This is a genomic window from Enterococcus sp. AZ163, assembly GCF_050498925.1.
GTDB lineage: Bacteria > Bacillota > Bacilli > Lactobacillales > Enterococcaceae > Enterococcus_A > Enterococcus_A ferrettii.
The window spans coordinates 589,202-613,855 of record NZ_JBIPAO010000001.1 but is presented as its reverse complement, the minus strand read 5'-3'; the positions used below and the strand labels follow the sequence as shown (position 1 = coordinate 613,855).

At 39.1% G+C, this 24,654-nt stretch carries 30 protein-coding genes; 20 read left to right on the top strand and 10 right to left on the bottom strand.

The window, feature by feature from the left end:
• Positions 1–132: 132 nt before the first annotated feature.
• On the bottom strand, positions 133–498 hold the full coding sequence (locus tag IGI46_RS03090) for a hypothetical protein (RefSeq protein WP_207700690.1): 366 nt from the start codon (positions 496–498) through the stop codon (positions 133–135).
• Between the two features lie 283 nt (positions 499–781).
• Between IGI46_RS03090 and IGI46_RS03085 the strand changes: the two genes are divergently transcribed.
• From IGI46_RS03085 to IGI46_RS03075, 3 genes are all read left to right on the top strand, one after another.
• Entirely contained in the window at positions 782–1,474 is a 693-nt protein-coding gene (locus IGI46_RS03085) for a MarR family winged helix-turn-helix transcriptional regulator (protein WP_207700689.1), read from the top strand.
• A gap of 20 nt (positions 1,475–1,494) precedes the next feature.
• A complete protein-coding gene (locus IGI46_RS03080) occupies positions 1,495–1,926 on the top strand; it encodes a GNAT family N-acetyltransferase (RefSeq protein ID WP_207700688.1) in 432 nt (143 codons plus the stop codon).
• Between the two features lie 198 nt (positions 1,927–2,124).
• Positions 2,125–2,283, top strand: a complete 159-nt coding sequence (locus IGI46_RS03075) for a hypothetical protein (protein ID WP_207700687.1) — start codon at positions 2,125–2,127, stop codon at positions 2,281–2,283.
• A gap of 240 nt (positions 2,284–2,523) precedes the next feature.
• Here IGI46_RS03075 and IGI46_RS03070 read toward each other — a convergent pair whose 3' ends face one another.
• Positions 2,524–2,706, bottom strand: a complete 183-nt coding sequence (locus tag IGI46_RS03070; protein ID WP_429964833.1) for a hypothetical protein — start codon at positions 2,704–2,706, stop codon at positions 2,524–2,526.
• Positions 2,707–2,729: 23 nt separating this feature from the next.
• Positions 2,730–2,915: a leucocin A/sakacin P family class II bacteriocin gene (locus tag IGI46_RS03065; protein WP_429972846.1), complete on the bottom strand. Its 186-nt coding sequence runs from the start codon at positions 2,913–2,915 to the stop codon at positions 2,730–2,732.
• 243 nt (positions 2,916–3,158) lie between these two features.
• Between IGI46_RS03065 and IGI46_RS03060 the strand changes: the two genes are divergently transcribed.
• From IGI46_RS03060 to IGI46_RS03035, 6 genes are all read left to right on the top strand, one after another.
• Positions 3,159–3,611, top strand: a complete 453-nt coding sequence (locus tag IGI46_RS03060) for a hypothetical protein (RefSeq protein WP_429964832.1) — start codon at positions 3,159–3,161, stop codon at positions 3,609–3,611.
• A 226-nt stretch (positions 3,612–3,837) separates the two neighbouring features.
• Entirely contained in the window at positions 3,838–4,719 is an 882-nt protein-coding gene (locus IGI46_RS03055) for a glycosyltransferase family 8 protein (protein ID WP_429972845.1), read from the top strand.
• Between the two features lie 18 nt (positions 4,720–4,737).
• Positions 4,738–5,523: a CatB-related O-acetyltransferase gene (locus tag IGI46_RS03050; RefSeq protein WP_429972844.1), complete on the top strand. Its 786-nt coding sequence runs from the start codon at positions 4,738–4,740 to the stop codon at positions 5,521–5,523.
• A 63-nt stretch (positions 5,524–5,586) separates the two neighbouring features.
• Complete coding sequence (locus tag IGI46_RS03045) at positions 5,587–6,561, top strand: matrixin family metalloprotease (RefSeq protein WP_429972843.1); 975 nt, start codon at positions 5,587–5,589, stop codon at positions 6,559–6,561.
• Between the two features lie 273 nt (positions 6,562–6,834).
• Positions 6,835–7,023 carry a leucocin A/sakacin P family class II bacteriocin gene (locus IGI46_RS03040; protein ID WP_429972842.1) on the top strand — a complete coding sequence of 63 codons (189 nt, stop codon included), beginning with the start codon at positions 6,835–6,837 and terminating at the stop codon, positions 7,021–7,023.
• 77 nt (positions 7,024–7,100) lie between these two features.
• The gene (locus IGI46_RS03035) at positions 7,101–7,397 is read left to right on the top strand and encodes a bacteriocin immunity protein (RefSeq protein WP_429972841.1); all 297 of its coding nucleotides are present in this window, start codon (positions 7,101–7,103) and stop codon (positions 7,395–7,397) included.
• A 246-nt stretch (positions 7,398–7,643) separates the two neighbouring features.
• On the opposite strand, the gene IGI46_RS03030 is transcribed toward IGI46_RS03035, so the two are convergent.
• Positions 7,644–8,363, bottom strand: coding sequence for a GntR family transcriptional regulator (locus IGI46_RS03030; protein WP_429972840.1), 720 nt, complete (start codon positions 8,361–8,363; stop codon positions 7,644–7,646).
• A 192-nt stretch (positions 8,364–8,555) separates the two neighbouring features.
• Here IGI46_RS03030 and IGI46_RS03025 point away from each other — a divergent pair, with 192 nt between their 5' ends.
• The 7 genes from IGI46_RS03025 (at position 8,556) to IGI46_RS02995 (ending at position 16,163) form a co-directional block, all read left to right on the top strand.
• On the top strand, positions 8,556–9,917 hold the full coding sequence (locus tag IGI46_RS03025) for a sulfatase family protein (protein WP_429972839.1): 1,362 nt from the start codon (positions 8,556–8,558) through the stop codon (positions 9,915–9,917).
• 15 nt (positions 9,918–9,932) lie between these two features.
• The gene (locus IGI46_RS03020; protein WP_429972838.1) at positions 9,933–10,856 is read left to right on the top strand and encodes a PTS mannose/fructose/sorbose transporter subunit IIAB; all 924 of its coding nucleotides are present in this window, start codon (positions 9,933–9,935) and stop codon (positions 10,854–10,856) included.
• A gap of 24 nt (positions 10,857–10,880) precedes the next feature.
• Positions 10,881–11,714: a PTS mannose/fructose/sorbose/N-acetylgalactosamine transporter subunit IIC gene (locus IGI46_RS03015; RefSeq protein WP_429972837.1), complete on the top strand. Its 834-nt coding sequence runs from the start codon at positions 10,881–10,883 to the stop codon at positions 11,712–11,714.
• The gene (locus IGI46_RS03010; RefSeq protein ID WP_429964824.1) at positions 11,704–12,522 is read left to right on the top strand and encodes a PTS system mannose/fructose/sorbose family transporter subunit IID; all 819 of its coding nucleotides are present in this window, start codon (positions 11,704–11,706) and stop codon (positions 12,520–12,522) included. The genes IGI46_RS03015 and IGI46_RS03010 overlap by 11 nt, the downstream gene beginning before the upstream one ends.
• Before the next feature lie 17 nt (positions 12,523–12,539).
• Positions 12,540–14,081, top strand: a complete 1,542-nt coding sequence (locus IGI46_RS03005) for a hypothetical protein (protein ID WP_429972836.1) — start codon at positions 12,540–12,542, stop codon at positions 14,079–14,081.
• Positions 14,082–14,256: 175 nt separating this feature from the next.
• A complete protein-coding gene (locus IGI46_RS03000) occupies positions 14,257–15,372 on the top strand; it encodes an SPASM domain-containing protein (RefSeq protein WP_429972835.1) in 1,116 nt (371 codons plus the stop codon).
• A complete protein-coding gene (locus IGI46_RS02995; RefSeq protein ID WP_429973940.1) occupies positions 15,372–16,163 on the top strand; it encodes a sulfite exporter TauE/SafE family protein in 792 nt (263 codons plus the stop codon). The genes IGI46_RS03000 and IGI46_RS02995 overlap by 1 nt, the downstream gene beginning before the upstream one ends.
• 73 nt (positions 16,164–16,236) lie before the next feature.
• Here IGI46_RS02995 and IGI46_RS02990 read toward each other — a convergent pair whose 3' ends face one another.
• Positions 16,237–16,803 (bottom strand): TetR/AcrR family transcriptional regulator, encoded by a 567-nt coding sequence (locus tag IGI46_RS02990; protein WP_429972834.1) that lies wholly within the window; start codon positions 16,801–16,803, stop codon positions 16,237–16,239.
• A 134-nt stretch (positions 16,804–16,937) separates the two neighbouring features.
• Between IGI46_RS02990 and IGI46_RS02985 the strand changes: the two genes are divergently transcribed.
• A complete protein-coding gene (locus IGI46_RS02985) occupies positions 16,938–17,441 on the top strand; it encodes an HXXEE domain-containing protein (RefSeq protein ID WP_429972833.1) in 504 nt (167 codons plus the stop codon).
• A gap of 156 nt (positions 17,442–17,597) precedes the next feature.
• Here IGI46_RS02985 and IGI46_RS02980 read toward each other — a convergent pair whose 3' ends face one another.
• From IGI46_RS02980 to IGI46_RS02960, 5 genes are read right to left on the bottom strand one after another with little or no spacing between them, the layout of a single operon-like run.
• Entirely contained in the window at positions 17,598–18,965 is a 1,368-nt protein-coding gene (locus tag IGI46_RS02980) for a bacteriocin secretion accessory protein (RefSeq protein ID WP_429972832.1), read from the bottom strand.
• A 12-nt stretch (positions 18,966–18,977) separates the two neighbouring features.
• The gene (locus IGI46_RS02975) at positions 18,978–21,128 is read right to left on the bottom strand and encodes a peptide cleavage/export ABC transporter (protein WP_429972831.1); all 2,151 of its coding nucleotides are present in this window, start codon (positions 21,126–21,128) and stop codon (positions 18,978–18,980) included.
• Between the two features lie 28 nt (positions 21,129–21,156).
• Entirely contained in the window at positions 21,157–21,906 is a 750-nt protein-coding gene (locus IGI46_RS02970; RefSeq protein WP_207700658.1) for a response regulator transcription factor, read from the bottom strand.
• 4 nt (positions 21,907–21,910) lie between these two features.
• The gene (locus IGI46_RS02965) at positions 21,911–23,209 is read right to left on the bottom strand and encodes a sensor histidine kinase (protein ID WP_429972830.1); all 1,299 of its coding nucleotides are present in this window, start codon (positions 23,207–23,209) and stop codon (positions 21,911–21,913) included.
• Positions 23,210–23,252: 43 nt separating this feature from the next.
• On the bottom strand, positions 23,253–23,375 hold the full coding sequence (locus IGI46_RS02960) for an EntF family bacteriocin induction factor (protein ID WP_207700656.1): 123 nt from the start codon (positions 23,373–23,375) through the stop codon (positions 23,253–23,255).
• 211 nt (positions 23,376–23,586) lie between these two features.
• Between IGI46_RS02960 and IGI46_RS02955 the strand changes: the two genes are divergently transcribed.
• The 3 genes from IGI46_RS02955 to IGI46_RS02945 all read left to right on the top strand — a co-directional run bounded on the left by IGI46_RS02955 (position 23,587) and on the right by IGI46_RS02945 (position 24,626).
• Positions 23,587–23,715, top strand: a complete 129-nt coding sequence (locus IGI46_RS02955; RefSeq protein ID WP_010758554.1) for a hypothetical protein — start codon at positions 23,587–23,589, stop codon at positions 23,713–23,715.
• A gap of 43 nt (positions 23,716–23,758) precedes the next feature.
• Positions 23,759–23,899: a bacteriocin gene (locus IGI46_RS02950; RefSeq protein ID WP_010758553.1), complete on the top strand. Its 141-nt coding sequence runs from the start codon at positions 23,759–23,761 to the stop codon at positions 23,897–23,899.
• A gap of 103 nt (positions 23,900–24,002) precedes the next feature.
• Positions 24,003–24,626 carry a CPBP family intramembrane glutamic endopeptidase gene (locus IGI46_RS02945; protein WP_429972829.1) on the top strand — a complete coding sequence of 208 codons (624 nt, stop codon included), beginning with the start codon at positions 24,003–24,005 and terminating at the stop codon, positions 24,624–24,626.
• Positions 24,627–24,654 lie beyond the last annotated feature (28 nt).

Below are 24,654 nucleotides of genomic sequence, written 5' to 3'. Positions count from 1 at the left end.
CCAGACAGATTTTCTGTCTGGTTATTTATTGTATCTAGACTACTTGTTTAAAGCTGGTTTACTTCTTTCATTAAAAAAAGTTTGTCGGATAAAACAGCTCAAATTTGAGCTAGTCGCTTATTAACTACCTGTTTATCCCATCTGCGGATAAAACAGTGAACAAAGCGAATGCAGGATAAGTCCTAGTAAAAGCATTGCAGGCATCCAAGGCAAAAGCATCATCAGCATTGCAGGTATAAGCAATCCGATAATCGCAGAACCTGCCGCAAGATTGAGTGTTGCTGAAATAATAATTTTCCAAGCTCTATTCAATTTAGTACCTTCCCAAATTAACGGATAAAGAAGCGTGAGTACACTACTAGCAATCATTCCGCAAACTACGGTTGTTAGCAGAATTCCCAACAGTTGGTCTGTTCCCCTTACTAGCACCATAATTCCCGTTAACCAACCAAATATACCTAACGCTGCCTGTCCAAATTTCACACTGTTTTTTTTCATAATGAATTCCTCCAAATAAGTTTTTCTTTTGATTGAATTTAGAATAGCACGGGAAATTTTATGAAAATATCTATTTTTGATTTGTTGCAAGATTTGATACGTTTGTTGCAAGTAAAAGTAATGCGTTTTTTTAATACTTTAAGGGGTCTATTTGATAGATTTTTATTAGATAATTAGGTTATTTAAACAAAAAGATAAGGAAATTCATTGACAAAGGTTAGGTACCTAAGTATAATTCGATTTATCAAAGGTTAGGTACCTAAGTAAATAAGGAGGAATCACTATGAGTGAGTATACAAAAGAATTATTGCAGCGGTTGTCCTATGTTGGTCAGGCTAGTCGTCGAGTGATGGATGCTGGAAAATGTGAGAAAAAAGCCCCTACACAACAGCTTATTTTAGATATTTTGGCAGAGGAAAATGGATTAACTTCAGGTGTTTTGGCAGAAATACTGGATGTTCGACCAAGCTCATTAACGGAAGTGTTAAACAAATTAGCAAGACGTGGGGAAATTGAACGACGCGAGGATGAAACAGACAAACGGATTAAGCGTGTGTATATCACAGACGAAGGTCGTAAGAAGGTCAGTCCTTCGAAGCAAAAAGAAGAACGATCAGAAAATTTCTTTGCTGGTCTAACGGTAGAGGAACAACATACATTGGATCAATTGTTGAATAAAGTAATTACTGGTTGGAGTGAAGAGTTTGGTGATGGTCCTGATTTCCCAAACAATCCTTTTGATGCCATTGAAGCCTTAAAAGAAATTCGGGTGCAGTTTGATCCAATGATGAATGATTTCGGCCGCATGACGCCCCATGAACGACGTAAATTGAAACGGGCGTGGAAAGAAAAAATGCGCAATGAATTTCGGGGTCGGGGTTTTGGTCCTAATCACTTTGGACCTTGGGACAATGATCCAAGAAACAATGCTTCTGACGATCAAGCCCCTCATGAAAATGATTGGGAAAACTGGTAAAAAGCAAGGAGGTTTAGTGGATGGAGATAAGAATTGCTGAACATTTTAGTAAAGAACATTTTGGTGCCGTGAAATTGCGAAAACAAGTACTCGGCAGCAAAATCGATTATAAACAAGAAGAAAAGTTGATTGTTTTTGTAGCAATTGAAAATGGGGAAGTCGTCGGTACAGCTTCTGTCCAGCTGTACCGCTGGCGGGTCGCCCGTGTGCGGCAGGTCGCTGTGTTACCAGAATATCAAGGCCAATCTATCGGTGATCAGCTGATGGCCAGTTGTGAAGCTTTTGCCAAGGCACACAATCATCCGAGATTGGTATTAACAGCTCGCAAGGTTTCAAGCTTGTTCTATTTGAAGAGAGATTACCATATTTTTCTATTTTCTTTCAAGCGACAAGCGATTGATTTCTTTTGGATGACGAAACGACTTGATACGCTGGAAACAATTGAAGCTTAAGGATTATTTGACTGTCAGTAAAGAATTATTCGTGCCCCTCCCAGTATTTGATCAGGAATAAAGGATATGAATGTCGATTTTTTCCGCACCCAACGATTCAAAAGCGGATTGTTTTCAACCAGAGGGCTTCGCGCTGAAAATCAAAGGTATCTTTTAGAATAAGCAGCGATTTTACTATCGGAGTAGGAGGAATTAATGATGAAAGAATTATTTGCACCAAAAAGAGAACAGCTTAAAGAAAACAAGCTGACGTTTAAAGAATTGGAAAAATTGAGGATCGAACTTGAGGCCAAATCTTGGCTCTTTGCCACCTCAATCGGATTGGTGAAATCCAATCGAGAGTATGACTTTGGATAAGAAAACATAGCGATTCGTCCAGACTTGTAAAGGTGATGGAGGGGTTGCTTTTTATTTTTTCGTACTGAAATTAATTTTCAAAGGCAAGACATCCCTATTCATCGATTTAAAGGGGCTTAAAAGTAATATGAGTTGAAATAAGTCCATATCCCATAGTAAAATCACGCAACCTTTTTTGATCTGTTTTTTTTAGTTCATCGAGGATGTACAGATATAACAGTCTATTTTCTTTCGGAAAACTCATAGGTACCATAAATTCTCATTATAGCTCTTATAAATGCGCGCACAAACACTCAGCTCATCAGAACCCTCATGCAGCATTTTTGCACTCTCCAAAAGGGTTTCCTTGTACTTTGCCGGCTGATTTGAGAGATCTTCGTTGTATGATTTATCAATCAATTCGAATAGTTTACTGTCTTTCAAATAAAAAACTTCCTTCCCAGAATTTATTTTTGACGTATACTTAGCAAGCCGCCAACAAGAGAATTGTCCCACCGATCTAAGCTTTCATTCCACGATTGGACCCAATTAACGGTACAAGTATATTTTCCGCAGTTCACTCCATTGCTACAATAGATACCACCAATGATTTTTTGTGTTTCACGGATAGTTAATTTGTGTACTTTTTTCATAGATACTCACTTTCTTTCCTGCTAGTTTTTTGATACAAGCTGATTATACGGCTTAATGTTTCCGTATAGTTAAAATAATCCTGAACCTATGAAGAATCAATCGTGAATAGTTTTTCGAATGATTGTACTTCCTGATAAATGAGTAAGATCCTTTCGGTAGATTTAGGTATAGGATGATTGATGATATAATTGTCTTGATCGATCACTGACAAGTTGCTTATCTAAAAGTGAAAGAGGAGTAGTATGAGAAAAAGGAATGGATTAATAGTTGTTGGTTTTATCGTATTTTTATTTATACTTTTTGGAATGAGCAGTATTGGAAAAGATTCTTCTGTGCCAGCCCCTAACCGATCATCTGGGTCTTCTTCAAGTAGCAGTGCTAATGGCCAGCCAGTTGAAAGCAGTTCTACATTGTCAGAAGAGAGTAGTTCTTTAGAAGGCTATTATTGGGAGGGTTACCTAGATCAGCGGGAAAAATTTCAGAATCCTTTAGAGGAAAAGGAGTACAAGGATATTCTATTTTCTAGTGAGTTAACGGATGCGATAGCAGGATCAGGGTATATGTGGTATAGAGTAGATGACGTGGTTACTGAGATTCCGGATGGTAGTTATGTGAAGGTTACTTATGAAGGACCTATATTGGAGGTATATCCAGCTATTTTTGCTAAGGTTGTAAAAGTAGAAATACTAGAATAAAAGACTGAAAAGCTGATCGTGCACTAGATCCAGCTTTTCAGTCTTTTTTGAATTTAACCAGCTAATAGGATACAACATAGTATTGAAATTTTTGGTATTGGCCGGTTGTTTCCCAAGTTTGGGAAGAAGCAGTAGATCAAAAAAACTATGTTATATGATAGAAGTAGAAAGATCTTCTACTAGGGAGAGCAAGAAGTCTCTTATAAAGAATTTTTGGATGTGAATTATGAAGAAAAAGGCAGTCGTTTACTGTGTTACTGGGCCTCACATACAATTAGCTGCAGTATCAATCGCTTCAGTTGTACACAATTATGAGGGGAAAGAACCTCTGGATATACTAGTTGTTGTTAGTGAGCTGGGAAACCAAGAAATAATAAAACTGAAAAGTATCGCTAAATTTTATGGAGAGAAAAACGTATCTATTAGTATCTGGTATCCCCCTGAAATAGTAACAGGAATAAAAAATTATAATAATTCGCGGTTTCCAGAAGTCACATTGTGGCGATTATTTCTGCCTTCATATTTCAGCAGCTACGACAGTATTCTGTATTTAGATAATGATACGATTGTTTATGATGATGCCACTACTTTTTTTGAGCTTATATCCGAAGAAAAGGCGATTGCTGCAGTTCGAGATTTTTATTTTACGGTTATTAGCGATAAAGAGGATAGTGCAGAGCATTTCGGTGTTCAGACGATGAAGAACTATTTTAATTCCGGGTTTATCCTTTTTAATGTTGCTAAGTTCAACGAGTTGATCACTCCTGAAGAAATTTTAAGTCTGATAAACAAAAACGAGTTCCTTTATTTAGATCAAACAATCCTAAATATTCTTTGTGAAAAAAGTGTTCGCTTATTGCCTTATGAGTATAACTATCAAAAAAACGATCGTTGGTTATTTAATTGGGCCCAAAGTACAAATCCAAACAAATTCTTAGAAATACATAGGGCTAGAGAACAGGTAAAAGTAAGACATTTTGTTGAATTTGAAAAACATTCGATGCCATGGGAGCATCTTTCTGCACTGGATCAGTGGGAAAGAGATTTTTGGGATTATTTGTATACAATAAAGAAAATGGATGAGGGGACAAATAAGTCAAACCTCTGAGCTGATTAGGGAGAAAGCATGAGAACGATTGAAATCACCCCGGAAATTAGGAATTATTTTAAGAGAGAAGAAATATTTTTTTCAGTATATAAGCAGGAAGGTCTGGCAGATAGTCATTATTTAACAATTGATGAGGCTTTTTTTATGGAGAGTAATTGTATTTATACAGTGAATTCATTTGATAAAACATTACCAACTATGGGAATATACAGTTATTCCTCGAGTATGTTTCCTTCAAAAACTATCATTGGACGGTATTGTTCAATTGCTTCGAATGTTAAACTGATGTCCGCACAGCATCCACTTACTCGATTTACCACGTCGCCTGTAACTATCCCTAGAGAAATTATTGGTCAATCTTGGAATTTTGACCAAAAAGCTCAAGTCGGTGGCTTTTCTCAAACATCCTTTGATCAACAAAAAAGTAACGAAACAGGAGTAACTATCGAGAACGATGTTTGGATTGGGCAAGATGTATTATTGAAGTCAGGGATTTGCATTGGAACTGGCTCAGTAGTTGCGGCTGGTTCTGTAGTAACCAAAGATGTCCCTCCATATGCAATTGTTGGAGGAGTTCCAGCTAAAATTATTCGTTATCGGTTTAGCGATGATATCTGTCACGCTCTATTGAAGTTAAGATGGTGGGAATATCCTGTCTGGAATTGCTCAGCTATTTCTGGGGATGAGCCCATTGAGTGGTTTATTGAAAAAATTTCAACCTGGGTATGTCGAGAATCAATCGAAACGATTAAACCAAGGCGTGTTGATTCGGTAGATTTGATTGGTTTAGGTCAGAGACGTTAGAAGCGAGAAGGATTTTTTTCGGACAAATGCAATCGAGTTGTTCAAAATTAAAGGAGGAAAGTAATGAACAAATTAAAAAAAATTAGTGCGGTATTTCTACTTAGTTCTATTTGTTTTATAGGCACAACTAACGTGAATGCGAAATCAGTGGACATAGCCAAAACATCTATTATTGAATATCAATATCCTGGTTTAAGTTATGGTACAACTACTAGTGTGAACGAATACGGAACTATTATTTATGATTCATCCTTATTAGGAGAAGACTATCAATTAGCTGTAAAAGAAGCTGCACAATCTTGGAATCAAGCAGTAGGAAGAATGGTGATAGTTGAAAAATCTATTGTAAATGCAACAGACAGTCAAATTGATTTGGTTTTGCAGTCAACTGAAGAAGATTCTTATGCAGATATGGGATATTCTGGAATAGGTTGGGGAAATAGTATTAGTAGAATATTTTTAAATACCATAGCTTTAAGTGATTCTTTATCTGGAAAAGGAACTGCAGGCTATGTACAGTTAGTCTCAACTGTCAGGCACGAAATGGGCCATATTTTAGGATTACAACATGATAATGGGGCAGTCATGGCTGATTTGTATGACGCTGAAACTAATAACAATCAGGAAATGTTGGTTGCAGCACAAAAAACTGCAGATTCAATTTCTAAAGGAATACTTCCTGCTGTCCCGCTATTTAATAAATATGCAATACTTAATATTCTTAATAATAGATCCCAAATTTATTATTTGAATAACCATCGCTCTAATCAAATTGCATCAATTTTTTTGGATTCCCCAGGTGGAAAAATTTCTGGAGTTACCTTTATTAACCTAACTTGTGAAATAGTAAGAAACTATAACTTATATAAACTATCCTTGTCTCCCGCTGATCCTTACATAGGAACTACTTTTAGTAGAGACTTCATGAATAAGACTGTTACAGTAACTGAAGATATTGTATCTGTTTACGGAAACCATTATTATCTATTTGAAGTAGATGGGGAAGAATACATTGTTAATAGTCGTGCTTTTGAATAAAGAATAACCTTTTCTCATCTGTGCATTTTCAGTTGATTTTTATAACATATGTTTGCGTGCTCCCCTAGCATGCTGTATCTGAACAAACTAAACACAAAGAGCAAAGCCTACTCAATCTGAGTAAGGCTTTTTCTGGAGACGTAGAACATTTTTTACTAAACAAAGGATGCTTTAAGATAAATTTCTCTGGGTTCAGGATGGTTTTTCACGCGAATAAACTAGCTGTGATAAAGTACTTTTGTGCTAAAATAACTTGAAGGAGCATACCGAAATATGCAAAACGTTAAAGAATTAAGTGCTAAAGAAATCAGAGAAATAACTGGTGGAAAATACTACGGCAACGGTCTATCCTGCGGGAAACATTCGTGCTCAGTAGATTGGGGCAAAGCGATTGGAATTATCGGGAATAATGCCGCAGCAAATTGGGCTACAGGTGGAGCTGCTGGATGGAACAAAGGATAGCTGTGTGTAATTGAGATGGTTATTTTTTATAGGGATTTTAAGTGATAAAACAGTCAGTTAGAAGGAAGTGAAAGAGTATGAGCAAATTGAAATGGTTCTCAGGCGGAAAAGATCGAGGAGAACAAGCACTAGCTATCATTACTGACTTATTGAATGAATTGGCTAACAATTCATTCAATAAGTCCCTGCAGCAGGTGTTAGGGACCTATAAAGAAGAGTTAACCAAAAAAGAATCCTCTGTGCCCTTCATTTTGAGTCGGATGAATCTAGATATTTCAAATGCACTTAAAGAAGATGGAGTTGCTTTATCGGCGAGTCAATCGAGCAAGCTGAAAAAATTATCTTCTCTATCAAACATTAGATATGGCTATTAATAAATTAGAGCTGCTAATCAGCATAAAAGCTAAACCTGAAGAAAAGAGGTTTAGCTTTTTTGTGATGTCAGCAACGAAGAATATCTTTGTTTGCAACTGTAGATGTATGTTTTTAGAACTAAATCTACTATGATTAGACGGAGTAGATTTAGTATTGGTTTGGTGAAGGGACGACAGTGATACACGACTTTTTGCTAGGAAAGTTCTTTATTTTCTAAGGGATCAATTGGATAATAAAGTTGTCGACTATTTTATTTTAATAAAATGAGCTTGATACTTTGTAGAATCAAAGATAGTACATGTTTTATGCAAAGGTAAGGCCTCTTTAGTATAAGCAAAATGAGTAACCTCAAGAAGAGGAGAGTTCAGTGAAACCTTAAGATAATTGTGCAGTTTTTCATCAGCAAGAATTGCATGTACGATTTGTTGGCTATAAACTAGGGAAAAATTCCGTTCATCCTCGATGTATTTCATTTTTGATCCTGTAAGATTGGTTATAGTAAAATCGGGAAAGTATTTTGTTGGCATATAGCCATATTCGAAGCAATAAGGTTCCTCATCCGCAAACAGAATCCTTTCGTAATAAAAAAGGGGGTCCTTTTCTTCTAGATCCAACTCTTTTGCTAATTGATTTGATGCGAAAATCAACTCAAATTTAAGAACCCGGGCTGAGGGAACTTTCTGAATGCTGAGCATTTCCTCAGAAAAGGAACGAATTTTTGAAGAACGATCCAATGTTGTTTTTACAGGAGAGTAGGTCACATGACTGCCGCTTCCCTGTATTTTTTTTACATAATCATTCTCAGCTAGCAGCTGCATCGCCTGGCGAATGGTCACTCTGGAGACATTGTACTTTTTTCCTAATTTTGCCTCTGTCGGTAAAATATCTCCCTTTGAAAAAATCCCCTCTTCAATTTGTTTACATAGATCATTAAAAATAGATTTATAGAGTGCTTCTGAAGTCATTGGTATCAACCCTTTCTTACTTTGTTAAGATGAATAGAGGGATCAAATAAGCAATTATAGGAAAATTTGTCTCATTTCTTTACAATTTGTATTATACCAAAAAAATTTATTGTATCAAAATGACCGTGACCTATTGTTATCGTTTTCACAGGGTGCTATATTTCAGGTGAAATCAAAAGAAGGAGGAAGTTTATGAATATCATTTATATTCATACCCACGATACAGGGCGGGTGATAAGTTCTTACGGTTATGGCGTGCATACGCCAAACTATCAGAGCCTATGTGAAGAGTCTCTTTTATTCCAAAATGCTTTCAGCGTTGCACCGACCTGTTCACCTAGTCGTGCGGGTTTGTTGACAGGGGTATTTCCTCATCAAAATGGCATGCTGGGACTTGCTCAGAGAGGCTTTAGCTTAGATACGGAGCTGCATCTCGCACATTTGTTAGCGGAAAATGGGTATCGTACAGCACTATGCGGCGTACAACATGAGATCGGCTACTATACAAGTCATGAAATGGCCATCGGTTCGTTGGGTTACCAAGAGGATTTGAGTGGGGATCATTCGAAATACTCTGAGAAGGATTTAATTTACTGGGATGAAGCCAATGCGGATAACTTGGTGAACTGGCTTGCTGCATATGACTCTGAAAAACCATTCTTCGTTTCTTATGGGATGCATGCAACACACCGAGCATTTCCAGATGAGATACACGAAGGGGAGGATCCTAATTACACCCAGCCACCCATTAATATTCCTAACAACGAACTGACACGAGAAGATTATGCCCGCTTTAAAACGAGTTTGAGAACGGCGGATGAAAATGTTGGAGCAGTAATAGAAGCGCTTAAGAAAAACGGCTTGTATGATGAAACAATTATTCTTTTAACTACCGATCATGGGCTGGCTTATCCGTTTGAAAAATGTACATTGAATGATAGTGGAGTGGGCGTGCTGTTAGCTATGCGTGTGCCTGATTCTAAACAGAGAATGAAGAGCTTTGACGGCCTGATTTCTCATATTGATGTACTGCCAACGTTATGTGACTTGATTGGTCTGGATAAGCCCGAATATTTAGAAGGAGAGAGCTTTGCTCCATTATTTACAGGAGAGGACTACGAGGGAGACGATGCTGTTTTTTCAGAGATTAACTTCCATACGTCTTATGAACCCGTTCGTTCTGTAAGAACAAAGAGATATAAATACATTCGTTTTTTCGATACAGAGTACCTGAAGGTCAATCGATCGAATATAGATAGCTCCCCAGTGAAAGAGTTTTATGCTGAGAATGGATTGGACGAAGTAACCAAAGACACAGAATGCCTGTACGATCTTTATTACGACGTTTATGAAAAAAATAATTTAGCAAAAGATGAGCAGCACAAAAATGAATTGCTCAAGATGAGAAAACTGTTGAAGGATTTTATGGTCCGTACGAATGATCCGCTTCTAAAAGGACCAATTGAAGTACAAAAAGAATGGAGAGTGAACAAACGAGAAGCTTATTCAGCGGGATCAAAAAATGCAAATGATTATGATAGTTTCGGGGGTTAGAAAAGGGGGAGTTATATGAGAGCAATAGTTTTTGTAGGTCATGGAGATCTGCCTAAAGGGATGAAGCATTCTATTGAGATGATCACTGGCATGAAAGAACATATCTTTGTAGTTTCGTTGTTGCCAGAAGATGGGAAAGAGGAATTTCAAAACAAATTAGCCACTCTAGATTCTCAATTGACAGAGTATACAGAAATACTGGTTTTTGCTGATTTACTTGGTGGATCACCTTGTAACGGGGTTGTTGAGAGATACTTTGACAATGAAAAAGTGCAAATAGCAGCGGGAATGAATCTTCCAATGGCGGTTACGGCTGTACTAGGAGATTTACCCATTGAACAGATTATTCAAGAAGGCAAGACTGGAATTAGTAATGTAAAAAATCCTCAGCAAACAGGACCAGTTCAAACAGAAAGACACCTTACTCAGTCAGCTCGGGCGAAAAGCGGAGAACCGTTTGAAGTTAAGAATGTCCGAATTGATGCACGGGGTATTCATGGTCAGGTTGCTACTGCTTGGACGCCTAAACTAAACATTGATCGAATTATGGTGATTGATGATTGTGCGGTGAAGGACGAGATGCAGAAGATGGCGTTAAAAATGGCTAAGCCGAATTCAGTGAAGCTGTCGATCTTATCTTCTAAAAAAGCGGTGGAGCGTTTGAGCAATAAGGATTCTTATCCTGGAGAAAAGTTATTGGTGATCCTTCAACGGGTTGAAACCTTGAAGAAGTTAGCGGAGCTGGGGTATCGCTTTGCTGATGTAAATGTGGGAAATGTACCTAACCGTCCAGGAACTACTTCTTATCGGAAGACCGTGCACCTGACGGAAGAAGAAGTAGCGATTATTAAAACGTTGATCCATGATGGCACGCATTTTACTGCTCAAATGGTTCCCAATGATGCGAAGGTCGATTTTGATGAAATTATCAATAAATAAAAAGGGATAACAGGAGGAGAAAAAATGGCATTATGGCAAGCACTTTTAATTGGGTTATTTGCTTATCTTGGACGTAATCAGGTACCGTGGTTGTTTGGTACAACGGGTGGATGGTATGGGATTGGCCGTCCGTTGGTAGCAGGACTGATTTGTGGGGTGATTTTGGGTGATGTGAAAGCTGGGGTACTTTGCGGGGTAGCCGTTCAAGCCATTTTTATTGGACAGATCACACCTGGCGGAGCAGTACCTTCTGATTTGAATCTTGCAGGCTTCATTGGGATTCCACTAGCGATAGCAGCTGGCGGTAGTGCTGAGACAGCAGTGGCTTTTGCTGTTCCACTAGGGGCACTGGGTGTAGCTTTACACAATTTTACTATGACTATCCAAGCGGCATTTTCTCATAGAGCAGACCGCTGTGCGGAGCAGGCTGATGCACGTGGGGTTCGCATCTCTAATATTATGGGAACATCGGTGTCCTTTGCTGAACGGTTTCTAATTGTATCTTTGACTTGTTACTTTGGCGCACCATTTGCTGAAAAATTATTGAATTCGCTGCCAGAGCTTGTTCTAAACTTTTTGCAAATTGGTGGACGTATGCTGCCGGCACTAGGTTTTGCCATTTTGTTGAAGCAAATTGTTGAGGAGAAGTGGATGATTTTCCTATTCATTTTTGGTTGGGTGTTTGCCTCGTCTTTCCAACTTACAACAACAGCATTAGTTTTTATAGCAATCGCAATTTCCTTAATCTATGTGATGGCTAGATACAACAAAAATGATAGCGGGACACAATCGACTTCGGCAGCCATGAATGATTCATTGCCGTTTTATCAAGACGAGGAGGGAAATTATGAAGACTAATGTGAAACTATCAAAAAAAGATGTGTCGGTTGCTTCATGGCGTTGGATGTTCTTTGCTCTAAGCTCTCATAACTATGAACGTATGATGGGAACTGGTTTTGCTCATTCACTTTCGGGGTCGTTGGAGAAATTGTACAAGGATGACAAGGATGGGCTGCGGACGGCACTTAAGAGGAATTTGGCATTCTTTAATACTGAACCGCAACTCGGTGCAATCATTCCAGGAATTTCGTTGGCATTGGAAGAAACGTATGCGAACGATGATTCCTTTGATGAAGACATTTTAACGAGTACAAAAAATGCGCTAATGGGTCCTTTGGCAGGAATCGGAGACTCAATTTTAGTTGGAACCTTGAACCCTATTTTACTGAGTATTGGAATCGGTTTGTCGGCTAATGGTTCTGCTGTAGGCCCTTTGACCTTCTTAATTTCTTGGTTAGCGATCGTCGTCACGATGAAGTATTGGCTATTTGTAAAGGGCTACTCATTAGGATTGGACGCAGTGAAGGTGCTGACTAATGAAGCAATGAAGGTCAAAATTACTACGGCTTTGACCATGATCGGGTTAATCGTAATTGGTGGAGTTGCTTCTAGCACGATTCAAGCACCTATTGCTTTTCAATACGTATCCGGCGACATGACGATCAACATTCAAGAGATCCTTGATAAAATCATGCCCAATTTAATGCCGTTAATCGTCGCACTTGTCAGCTATTTATTAGTTGATAAAAAAGGCTGGTCAACCAATAAATTGTTAGTGGGTATTTTAGTATTTGCTGCTGCCATGGTTGCGCTAGGTATTATGTAGGAGAAAGAGGATAACGAATGGACTATCAAGATTATATTACTGATTTGCACTTGAATCTTCATCCTGATCAAATTGAGCGATTGCCCAAGTGGTATGAACATAGTAAACGCGTAGTAGACTTCTTTACTCTCGCTTATTATCCGTATCATATGGTGCAGTGTCCTGGAGGCTTCAAGGCAGAAGAAGAGATTGATTCTGAGCTGATGAAAGAGCAATGGGATTTTATCAAGGACTGTCTGGGGACTAAAAATAAAACAGAAAATTATATCAGCTTTATTGGTTATGAATGGCAGGGAACTGGAGAAGATGGCGATCATAACATTTATTTTAAGAACGACCAGCAGGCGAATATCCAGTTATCCCCACGTTACCAGGATCTGGTAAAACTTTTTCAGGCTCAAGCGGTGATTGGTATTCCTCACCACTTAGCTTATTCATTAGGAAATCGCGGTAAAAATTGGCAGACACATGATGAGCATTTTTCTCCATTTGTAGAAGTCTATTCGCACCACGGCAGTTCTGAAGGAGACAGGACGAATCTAACGATGGAACGCCATATTCATATGGGACCGAGAATAGAAGACACATCGGTGGTCTCAGGCTTGAAGCAGGGCCAACATTTTGGCATCATTGCTTCTGGCGATAACCATGAAGTACCGGCAATGGTAAAAAATGGCAGAGCAGGTGTTTGGGCGGCAGAATATTCAAAAGAAGCGATCTGGGAGGCCTTTACTGAGAGAAGAACCTATGGATTTACAGATTCGAAAATTAGTGTCTGGATGCAATGTGACGATCATCCAATGGGAAGTATTTTTACTACTGATCAGAAAGAGCTGGCTCTGGACATTGCCACAGTAGCGAATGGAAAAATCGAACGAGTAGAGTTATACAAAAATGGGGAATTGGATCAGATTCATCTAGGAAAGCCAGCAACCCAGACTGATACTAATACTCCGGTTAGAGTGAAGTTTCGCCTGGAATGCGGTTGGGGACCCAATATCAAATTTTTCCCTGAATTTAATGAAAAGATTTGGCAGGGAGAACTTACGGTCGATGGCGACGTAATCTCTGTTGAGCAAGTCTATAGCAGTTTTGATAATTCGTATGAAATGCTTAATAAGCAGAAAGTCGCTTTTCAAGCAAAATCACAAAAAAATGGCGGCGATCATTGGATGAGAGATGCGGCCATGCGTAATGAAGGGTTTATCTTTGAAATTGAAGCACTCCCTTCGGCTAAGATGAGCTTAACAATCAATGGACGACAAGAAGACTATCTAATCTCTGACTTGCTTCGTACCAGTCATTTAATTGTTTTTGAAGATGAAGCGAAAGAATTGCTGAAGGAACGTGTTGGATTAGAGAAGTACTATCGTAGCGACAGTTGGTATCACAATGCGTACAAAGTAAAACTTTACCAAGCCGCTACTGAAGAACAATATGCAATCACGGATCAATTTGTAGTACCGATAAATAAAGAAGAAACCAGTTATTTTGCAAAAGTTGTTCAAAGCGATGGGCAGGTTGCCTGGGGATCACCGATCTGGATTTCCAAAGTGTAACAGGTACATTCAATTGTGAGCTACAAATAAGATGAGGCAGATTATTTATTAATAGTTAAGGTGAGGGTGCTGCACGGAACGGTGAGTACCTTTGCCTGTTTTTACAACCTTAGGGAGAATCGTACAGTCGAGTATGGAAAAGAATTAACTAGGAAGTTAGACAAGGGGAAACAAGATGAAGCACATTTCAGTTCTGATAAAGCCTGCATCATCCTTATGCAACCTGCGCTGCAGCTATTGTTTTTATGCTAATATTAGTTCGTTAAGAGAAGTACGCTCTTACGGAAGAATGAAGACGGATGTTACAGAAAGTATGATCAAAAACATCTTTGTTGATTTGGAAAATGGGGATTCTTTATCTTTGGCTTTTCAAGGAGGCGAACCCACACTGGCAGGCTTGGAGTACTTTAAGAATGTTGTGGCATTAGTGAATGCACAGGAAAAAAGAGTACAAGTTAACTATGCGATACAGACGAATGGCGTCATCATCAATCGTCAGTGGTGTCATTTTTTGAAAGAAAATAATTTTCTGGTGGGTTTATCGATTGATGGTCATCCGCTTTATCATGATATGAATCGAGTAGATCCGCGTGGACGTGGAACCTTCAGAAAGGTTATGCAGACTAAGGAACTATTCGATGAATATGGGATTGAGTACAACATCTTATGTGTATTAACGAAATCTTTGGCTAGAGAACCTCAAAAAGTTTTCCAGTTTATCAAAGAACAAACGATTAGTTTTATCCAGTTCATTCCTTGTTTAGATGATCTGAATGCGACGAAGAGAAGCACGTATGCTTTGACACCAGAAAGCTTTGCCGATTTCTATCAACAGCTTCTGTGTTTATGGTTGAAAGAATTAGAACAGGGCCATTATATTAGCATTAAGCTGTTCGACGATATTGTTAACCTGCTAGCAAGAAGTCAAGTAACGGCCTGTGGGATACTAGGAAATTGCCAGGTGCAGTATGTAATAGAAGCAGATGGCAGTGTTTACCCGTGTGATTTCTATGTATTAGATGAGTATCGAATGGGCTATATTCAAGAAAGCACATTACGAGAGTTGTTTGAAAAGGGCATCGCGCGCGAATTTTTATGTTCCCGAACAACGTTGCCGCAAAAATGCACTACCTGCCCTTTTAAGGATCTTTGTCGTGGCGGCTGCAAGCGAATGAAGGATGCAATGTATGTAGATGAAAGAACAGATTTTTGCGGTTATCAGGCTTTATTAAAAAGCTTTATTCCGCAGATTCCTAAAATAATGAAGTTAGTGGAAGGTGCTAAGCTATGATCGTTGGGTTGCTCTATTTCATTGTGATTATACTAGCCAATACAGTCGGGGCCATTTCTGGAATGGGCGGCGGTGTCATCATTAAGCCCGTCTTTGACTTTATTGGGGCTGATTCGGTAGCAACGATATCGTTCTATTCGACTGTTGCGGTATTCACCATGTCATTGGTCTCTACATTCCGACAGATAGGGAGCGGCGTCAAATTCAACTGGAGTTTGATTGGATGGATATCTGGTGGAGCAATCATTGGTGGTGTTCTAGGGAATTTAACTTTTGAATTTTTCCTGCAAATCTTTGCAGATGAAGCACTAGTAAAATTGATCCAGATTATCTTGACGATTGTGACGTTAGTTCTAGCATTTTTGTACACGAAGTACGATTGGAAAAATTTCGAATTTTCTGGTGTTTTATGGTATTTAGCTTGTGGGCTGATTTTAGGATTTTTAGCCAGTCTGCTAGGGATTGGCGGCGGCCCAATCAATGTAGCCCTCTTGATGCTGCTATTTTCATTGCCAATCAAAGATGCGACGCTTTATTCTATCGCCACAATCTTCTTTTCTCAACTGTCTAAGCTTGTGACAATTGCGGTTACTTCTGGATTTGCCCGCTATGATTTATCCATGCTGGCTTTTCTTGTCCCAGCAGCAATTATCGGAGGGCTATTAGGAAGTAAAGTTCGCACTATCCTATCACCAGAAAAAGTGACCTTGGTTTTTCAAGGAGTGATCATTTTAGTCTTGTTGATCAACTGTTACAATGGATGGCAAATTATTCATTCAATTTCTATGTGAGTATCCTAGTGATCAGTGATGTGACAGTCATGGATCGTGATAGGATTTAAGAGGTGGATCGTAACGTAATTTATTAGGCTCCTTCCGAGGACTTTATAAATAGCTCAATGATTCTCTTAAAATCCTCCTGAACCTGCAGAGGCGTTTTTCGAGGCGTCTCTTTAATCCACTGTTTGATATATTTTTCAAATCCTCCAAAGCTGAAAAGCAGCGTATTAGCGATTGTCATTTCTCCGAACTGCTCGAAGATTTCTGCTTTCTTCTTTTCGTAAATCAAAAGTATTTCTTCATACAGTCTGTCGGTTAATAAGTAAAGAAGGTTATTTCTTACCAATAACTCGATAAATAGAGCATGCTCTTCAGCCGTTGAGAACACCAATAGGACGATAGTTTCAAAGCTCAAATTTGTCGCTTCATTGATTCTTGAAATGTATGCTGCAACGATAACCTCAACTTCTACTACCAACACCTCGATTTTAGAATCAAAATTTCTATAGAAGGTTTTTCTAGAAACTTCCGCCTGATCTACTATTTCCTTAACAGATATCTTCTCAAATTCTTTATTGCGCATGTTGTCAATTAACGAAACAAGAATTTGATTTTTAGAATAGTCTGATTTCGCATTTCCTTTATTCTTCATTGGAGCCTCCTTTTAGCCTGCTAAAGTAGACACAAAATAAGCAATATGTATCTATTTCCCAATTTCCTTGAACTCACCATAAGGATACTTTATCATAATAGACACACTTGAGTCTATTTAGAGGGGGGAATACTATGTTAAGTAATTATTTGTGGTTGCCAATTTTGTTTGTCATTCATGATTTTGAAGAAATCATTACGGTTCCAAAGTGGGTGATGACTCATAAGGAACAAGTCTTTTCTAAAAAAAGACCGCTTTTTGGAGGAGTTACGGACGGCTCAGTACTGGCAATCGGAGTAGTAGAAGAACTTTTGATATTGGTTGGTGTTTCATTGTATAGCTCTTATGCAGGCACTAATTCATTGTATTTTTATGTGATGATTGTTTATACTTTGCATCTGGTCGCTCATTTGGTTTTTTGCCTGCAGTATCATACTTATGTACCGGGAGTAGTTACAGCAGTCATGCAACTTCCTTTTTTATTCGTAAGTATTCATCAATTATTTCTAGCTATCGAACCCACACTATTTTCTGTGTTCTGCAATTCTTTTCTTCTGTTTTGTCTGCTGCTTTTAAATGTTTTGGTACTCCATAAAACAATGGATAAACTAGCAAGGCGTTTATTTCTGATTTTATAACTACTTATAAGAATCTTGCAGCTACGATTTTAGATGCAGGATTCTTTTTTGTATCACACGCGTTTACCCTCTGAAAGACAATTTCCATGTTCCGATTATGACCCCACAAAAAATGAGACCGGCCAATAAAGCCGATCTCCCTCCATAAAAAGACACTTACTCTTGATTTAACAAGATATCTTTTATCTTCTGCCAATAACTTTTCTTGCCGACAACTAAGGACAGGTCGCCAGTCAATCCATAACGAGTGATTGCCTGATCTTCGATGGAGAGTTGTCCCTCCACCTGATAGAAGGCGCCGTCTTTTGTCAGATCGCTGGTTTCCGCAATTCGCGTTAGTGTGCCATCGATACTTTTTTCAGAAACCCCTTTTTTATCTAACTTAAAGTGAACAGGCATCCCTATTTTGACATGACTCATTTGGTTCGCAGGAATTTGAGCAGTAAAAGCCATCGAGTCTTTTGGCTGATTTGGGTACAGCTCTGCCACCAGACTTCCCTTTGGCAGCTCAGAGATATTTTTACTTTCTTCGTTTAAGTGAAGAACACCATCTGAGGGAGCCAGCAATTGACTGTTTTTTAATTGCTCGTTTAGGGATTGCAGGCTGCTGTTGTTGTGAGCAATTGTTTCGGTAATTTCTGATAGTTTTTGCTTTGTCTCAGAGATAGCCTGCTCTTTGCTTTGGGTATTCTTAGTGGCTTGTCCATTGATCTCGTGTTCAGCCGATGGAGGTGCTGCTAACTTTCCTTGTTCTAGCTGCAGCTGTTCGATTTCATTTTTGAGCTGACTTAGCTGTGTATCGATTGTGCTTAAGATATTGGCCTTCTGCTCTTCCTTTTGTTCATCAGGACTAGCAGCCAGCTGTGCCTGCCAAGTCTGATATTTAGACGTGATGTCTGAAGGAAAGCCTGCCAAAGCTTGCTGGCCGGCCCAAGCAGATCGAACCTGCTGCCATTGGCTTTGTTCAGCTTGTCGTTTAGCCAATTGATCCGTCAACTGAGTATTGGTTTTGTTGAAGGCATCCTGTTGCTGCTGCTGATTGGTTCGCAGCTGTTGATTGCTTTCCTGAATTTCTTCCTTTGCTGCTAAATAGGCATTTACCCGATTGGCATAACCGTAAGAATCTTCTGCCGTAAATAGATTTTTTTCCTGATTCAGACTGTCAATAAAGGTGTAAATCGCTTGCTGCTGCTCCTGTAAGGAAGTATTTTGCTGCTCCAGCTGCTGTTTTTCGATCTCGATCCCGGTTATATCAAAGGACAGCAGCAGCTCGCCTTTTTTGACTTCTTTATTTTCAGCTAAATGATTTTCTTTTATTTTTGCATTTATTGGTGTTTGCAGCTTCTTTGTTTCTAAGGAGGTAATCCGAGCCTTGGTGCGGATGACTACCTCGGTCTTGCCAAGAAACAAAAACAAGCTGCCTAATACTAAGACCCCAATTACTGGATAGAGAACCCAGCGATAGAAGGTAGAGTGGTGTTGGGCATAGACGGTGGAATGATCCAACCATTGATTGTTTTGCATCACAGAGTCCTCCTATATTTCCCACAAGCCTTGATACATTCCATGATTGCAGCGTAATTCTTCATGGGTTCCTTGTTCCACCAGCCGTCCTTTATGCATAACCAGGATTTGTTCACAGGCTTTAGCTAAGGATAGGTGATGGGCAATGAATAGAATTGTTTTATCCTCCAGCTGCAGTAAGCTTTGCATAATAGCATGCTCTAATAAGGTGTCCAATCCGCTGGTGGCTTCATCTAAAATCAGAATATCTGCATCCTGCAGCAGTGCTCGAGCAATCGCTAAACGTTGGCGTTGGCCACCAGATAAGTTCGCGCCGCCTTCCTCTAATAGAGTCTCAAAGCGTAAAGGCTGCTGATCGATAAAGGAAGTGAGCTGGACCTGCTCACATACTGCTAAAATTCGCTCAAAAGGCGGCAAAGATGCTAAGCCAAAGGTAAGATTTTCCAGGATTGTTCCGCTGAAGAAAAAAGACTCCTGGGGAACGTAGGTCACTCGCTGCCGTAGTTCTTGCGACTGAATATCCAGAATATTGACGTTGCCAAAACGAATCTGCCCCTCACTAGGAGCATAGAAATTAACCAGCAGCTTCGCTAAGGTTGATTTTCCTGAACCGCTGACACCAACAATCGCAATTTTACTATTGGGTGGAATAGTGCAGGTAATATCTATTAAGGTAGGCAGCTTCATCGTGTAGGAGAAAGAAAGCTGGTCTAGCTGAATTCCTTGCTGGAAGATAGTAGAAGAGAAGTGTTTCGCAGCACCTTGTTCTTCCTTTTCAGAAGAAATAGCAAAGATTTCGTTCAACCGTTTGTTGGCAACCTGAGCTGTTTGCATTTTCACCTGCAGATTAATGATATTTTGCAGCGGATCAGTAAAAAAGACCAGTAGTGCGTTGTATGTAATCAACTGACCAATACTAATTGAGCCATCGATAACGTAGTAAGACCCTAGCCACAAAATCAAGGCACTGCTCACCAACTGGATGGCTTGCTTGATTCCTTGTTGAACATTATCTAAAGTGACCGTCTTAAAGGAGGACTTCATCAATTGGATAAACTCCCGATCCACCCGATTATAGACTTTTTCTTCGCCGTTGTAGGCTTTAATCGTTTCAATCCCCTTTAAACTTTCAATAATACTGGAATTCAAAACTGCACCAGCCGACATTTCTGCCTGATTCGCCTTCTCGTAGCTGTGGACAAAGGCTAAGATCGCAGCCAAATAAAAAGGAAGAGAGGCCAAGGTTATCAAAAAAAGCGGTCCGTTTTGAATCGCTAAGGTCGTTCCTACAATGAAAACCATCCCGATATCCAAAAATACTGATAATGTGGCACTGGCAAGCGCATCGATAATTTTATTTGCATCTAAAAAGCGAGAAATAATTTCCCCTGATTTCCGAGTAGCAAAAAAACTCATCGGTAAAGTCAGCACATGCTTAAAATAGCGGAGCATAACTGCCATACTCATTCGCTGCCCTAAAATCACCAACAGATAATTACGGCTGTACTCAAACAATACTTTAAACAAGTACACAGCGATTAATCCTGCTGAGACGATATTTAAGGTAGACATTGCTTGATTCGGAATAAAGAAATCAAGTATTCCTTGAAAATAATAAGAGCTGGCAATACCAAACAAGGTAATAAATAAGGCTGCTAGAACAATATGAAAAATAAGTCCTCTTTGCTGCCACAAAACCGGGAGAAAAGAGGTCAGGCCAGCGACTTTTTCTTTGCTCGGCTGATACTCTGCTGCTGGAGTCATTAGCAAAAGTACTCCAGTCCACTCATGGTCGAAATCGGTAATCTTCTTTTTAAGCTTTCCTTGACCAGGATCAGCAATGAGTAAGGTATCCCCTTTTACGCCGTATACGACAACATAGTGCATATATGTATCATCAATAATCACATGAGCAATTAAGGGAAAAGGCAGCTCTTTTTCCTGCCACACGCCTTGATCAGCTTGAATCGCTTGGCAGTCGAAATTCAGCTGCTCAATGCACTTTTTCAAGCCAAAGGCGGAGGTTCCTTCTAAATCGGTTCCCGACAGCTCCCGCAGCTTATGGATCGGTATTTCGGTTTTGTATTGCTTTAGAATCATAGCGATGCAAGCAACGCCACAATCCTTTTCATCCTGTTGAGGAATAAATGAGATAGCAGTCATTTGAACAAGGCTTACTCCCTTCAATAAGTTACTTCATTTTTTCTAACCGTTCCTTTAGCTTCTTAGCTTTACCTAAAGCAAAGGTACGGCTTAACTCAGCATTGAAATGAATTGTACGGTTAGCAAAATCTATTTCTCGAGCCTTTGTTAAATTCACCAAACAAGAACGGCTGGCACGAAACAATGCGGGATAAGCTTTCTCCAAATCCTGCAGCTTGCCGTAGAATTCATAGTGGCCATTCACAGTGTACAAAACCACACGATGAGGAATAGTTGAAGGCTCTAGGAACAAAACCTCAGCCAAATTAAGGTTGAAGGTCTGAGTACCAATAGAAAAGGTAAAATTCTGACCCTGATCATTCTTAGCTGTCGCAATTCGCTCTTGAGCTACTGACAACAGCTCCATAATCTCCGTCCGATAATCCTCCAATGGTTGGTCCTTAGTAATGAAGCCTAATGCCTCCACTCGCCTTTTTAAAGTAAGGGGAGCCAGCTCCTCGTGAGTTGTAATAAAAATAATTTTCGCCTGTGCATCAGCATTACGAATGGTTTCGGCCAAGTCGATGCCATCAATCGTATGGTTCAAATCGATATCTAAAAAATAAACCCCGTTTTTTGGTTGAAATTGCTGCAGGTATTTCTTTACCTCCAGCGGATTCTGAGTCTTTAAGACTACCTCAAAGGGATCATTGTGAAACAACAAATAGTTTTGGATGATCGTATCCAGCTGCTGCAGCTGAATCAGTTGATCCTCACAAATAATAATTGGATAGCTCATGCAGCTACTTCCTTTCAAAAACGGTAATAATTTGAGTTGAGAAGGTATGTTCATCCTTTTCATACTGCACGTATAAGTTTGGATACTTTGTTTTAAGTTCTTGGATGTTTGAGAGCCCTAAGCCTAAATGATCTTGCTTGGAAGAAAATCCAGGCTGCATCAGCTGAGGAATACTTGCATCGGATTCCTGATACGTATTCTGTACCAAACATTCCAGCTGCTGATTGTCCTGGTAAAGCAAAATGGAAAGCGCAGGTTTTTCAAGCCCTCGGGCCGCTTCAATCGCATTGTCCAGTGTAATTCCTAGAATACGAATAAAATCAAATACTGGAATCGGCAGCTCTTCAATCTCTTGTCGACATTCCAAAGTACAAGCAATCTGATGCTCTTGAATGACCGACAGTTTACTAATTAGCAGACTCTTCAGATACGTGTTTTTTACGTTTTTCAAGTCATTATAGGACCAAGCAATTGAAGCAAAATACTTATCCGAATAATTCTCCAAGCTAATTACTTGTTGCAGCAGCTCCGTGTCCTGACTTGCGACAGAAGATTCTTTCAAGCTCAAGATTAGATTTTTATAGTCATGCTGAAACTTGCGCATTTTTTGCTGATTTTCTTCTAATTGATCGGCGTATTCCTTAAGATCGGTTAGCTGCTGCTTGAATAATTGCTGCTCGAAGGTTTCCTTTTGGCGAGCTGTTTCGCGAGCAAAAACAATAAGCAGGAAAATGGTCTGAACCACTAAGAAAATGACCAAACCGACAACAAACCGATCAAAGGCTTCATAATAATGAGCGGCGTAAGTAATCAGTAAAGCTACTAAAAATAAATACCCTAAGAGAATGGAAGAAAACTGAGAACTGTATTTCTTGAGCAATCGTTCTGCTGAAAAGCGGTAAAGGGCAAAGAGAAGCACTAGTAAGGCAAGAATATCAAGAAAAATCTCTCCTATCACCAATGTCCAGCCCTTTACTCCTGAAAACGAAATGAATGGAATTATTCCAGCAGAAACTAGGAGTGGAACAAAGTAGCTGAGCAGCATACTCAAAATGATTGTATTCAAAAGAATATAGTTTGTTTTGTTCTTCGATTTTAGCAGGTAGTAGCATCCAACGATTGTTAGTACATCAGAAAAATCACTGAATACTTCTACTAAAAAGGTAATTGGCAAAAGAACCAGTAACAAGATCATCTTTTTCCTAAGGGGTATTCCACGATATAGGCTGAAAAAGATGCCATAAAAATAGAACGAAGATAAAAACATCCGTAAAATGTACGCTTTCGTATCAATTTGTACCATTTGATTCACCTCTTGAATATGAGTATATCAGAGGCAGTAAAATCTAACACTTTCTAAAAAATGACCATAAACATTGTGCAGGATTACCCGAGCTTTTACCGAATTGTCCACGGTTTCCCCCTTGTACTTGCTTTAGTTGCTTTTCCGATAATTGTTGAACGTTCATAAGCTCACTCCTTTCATTGATTGAAATTAGTATGTCATAAAGCATTCCTGTATATAAAAATATGTCCTGAAGGTAGCCAAATGTTGTCTTGAACGTTTGATGAAGCAGAAAATAATCGTTTAGGATGAAAAAATATAGGTTCAGGATGTTTTTCTCAAGCTTCAAAAGAAAAGAAGTACGATGGAGGTACCAGATAAGGGGAGGTGAGAATATGGACAAGTATACACAATTATCTGCTGTGCAATTACGAGCAACTGTCGGTGGAAAAAGAACCTGGAAAAACTTTGTTAGCTACATGGGCAGCTATTACAAAGGATTGTGGGACGGCTTAGTCGGTTAAGTTTCCCAACAAGTAATTAAATCAAAAAAGGAGTGAAGAAGAGATGAACTATCAAGTACTTAATGAAAAGGATCTTCAAGCAATTACTGGTGGCGGTCAATACGATAAGACGGGTTACAAGATTGGAAAAACAGTAGGCACGATCGTAAGAAAAGGATTTGAAATCTGGAGTATTTTTAAATAATTTTCGCTTCCCCACATACTTAAACCCTAGGCAGACAATTCCCCAAGCTCTCCGTTGTCTGTCTAGAGTTTGAGCAGGACGAGCGTTTAGAAAGAGAAAACCAATGAAAAAAAGCCGCTATCTATTCGTTATCATCCAGTTTCTTTTTGCACTTATTCCCCAAATTTGGATTTATCTTTTTATTACTAAAATGGGCTACAGCTTTACCTATGGACTTAGCTCATTCTTTGCTGCTGTGATTCTAATAAATCTCTACTTGGCGATCTATTTTTTTGAACAGATAACAGCTATAAAATTAACTATTAGAGGGATTCGCTTGAAGCAGCTGCTTTATTATACTTTTTTAGCAGTAGGGTTAAAGATTCTTTTTGGTCTTCTGGCGTATTGGGCTGGTTACACAACACCAGACAATGAAGAGGCAATTCAAGGATTGTTAGGAGAAATGCCCAAAGTAATTTTTACACTATTTGCCGTAATCAGCGGTCCTATTTTAGAAGAGTTGGCTGCTCGAGGATTCATCATGGGATACATATTTAAGCAGCATAAACCACTGGGCTTTTTAGTAAGTGTTGTCCTATTTACTGCGCTTCATCGCCCAACTAGTCTAGGCCAAGTACTGATCTACTTAGGTCCATCAATAGCCTTTTGCTGGATTTATTACGCCAGTGATCGACTGGAATATTCTATTGCTGCGCATGTTATAAACAACTTGCTTGTTTTACTATAGCTCTTAGACATGAATGGCTAAAAGATAG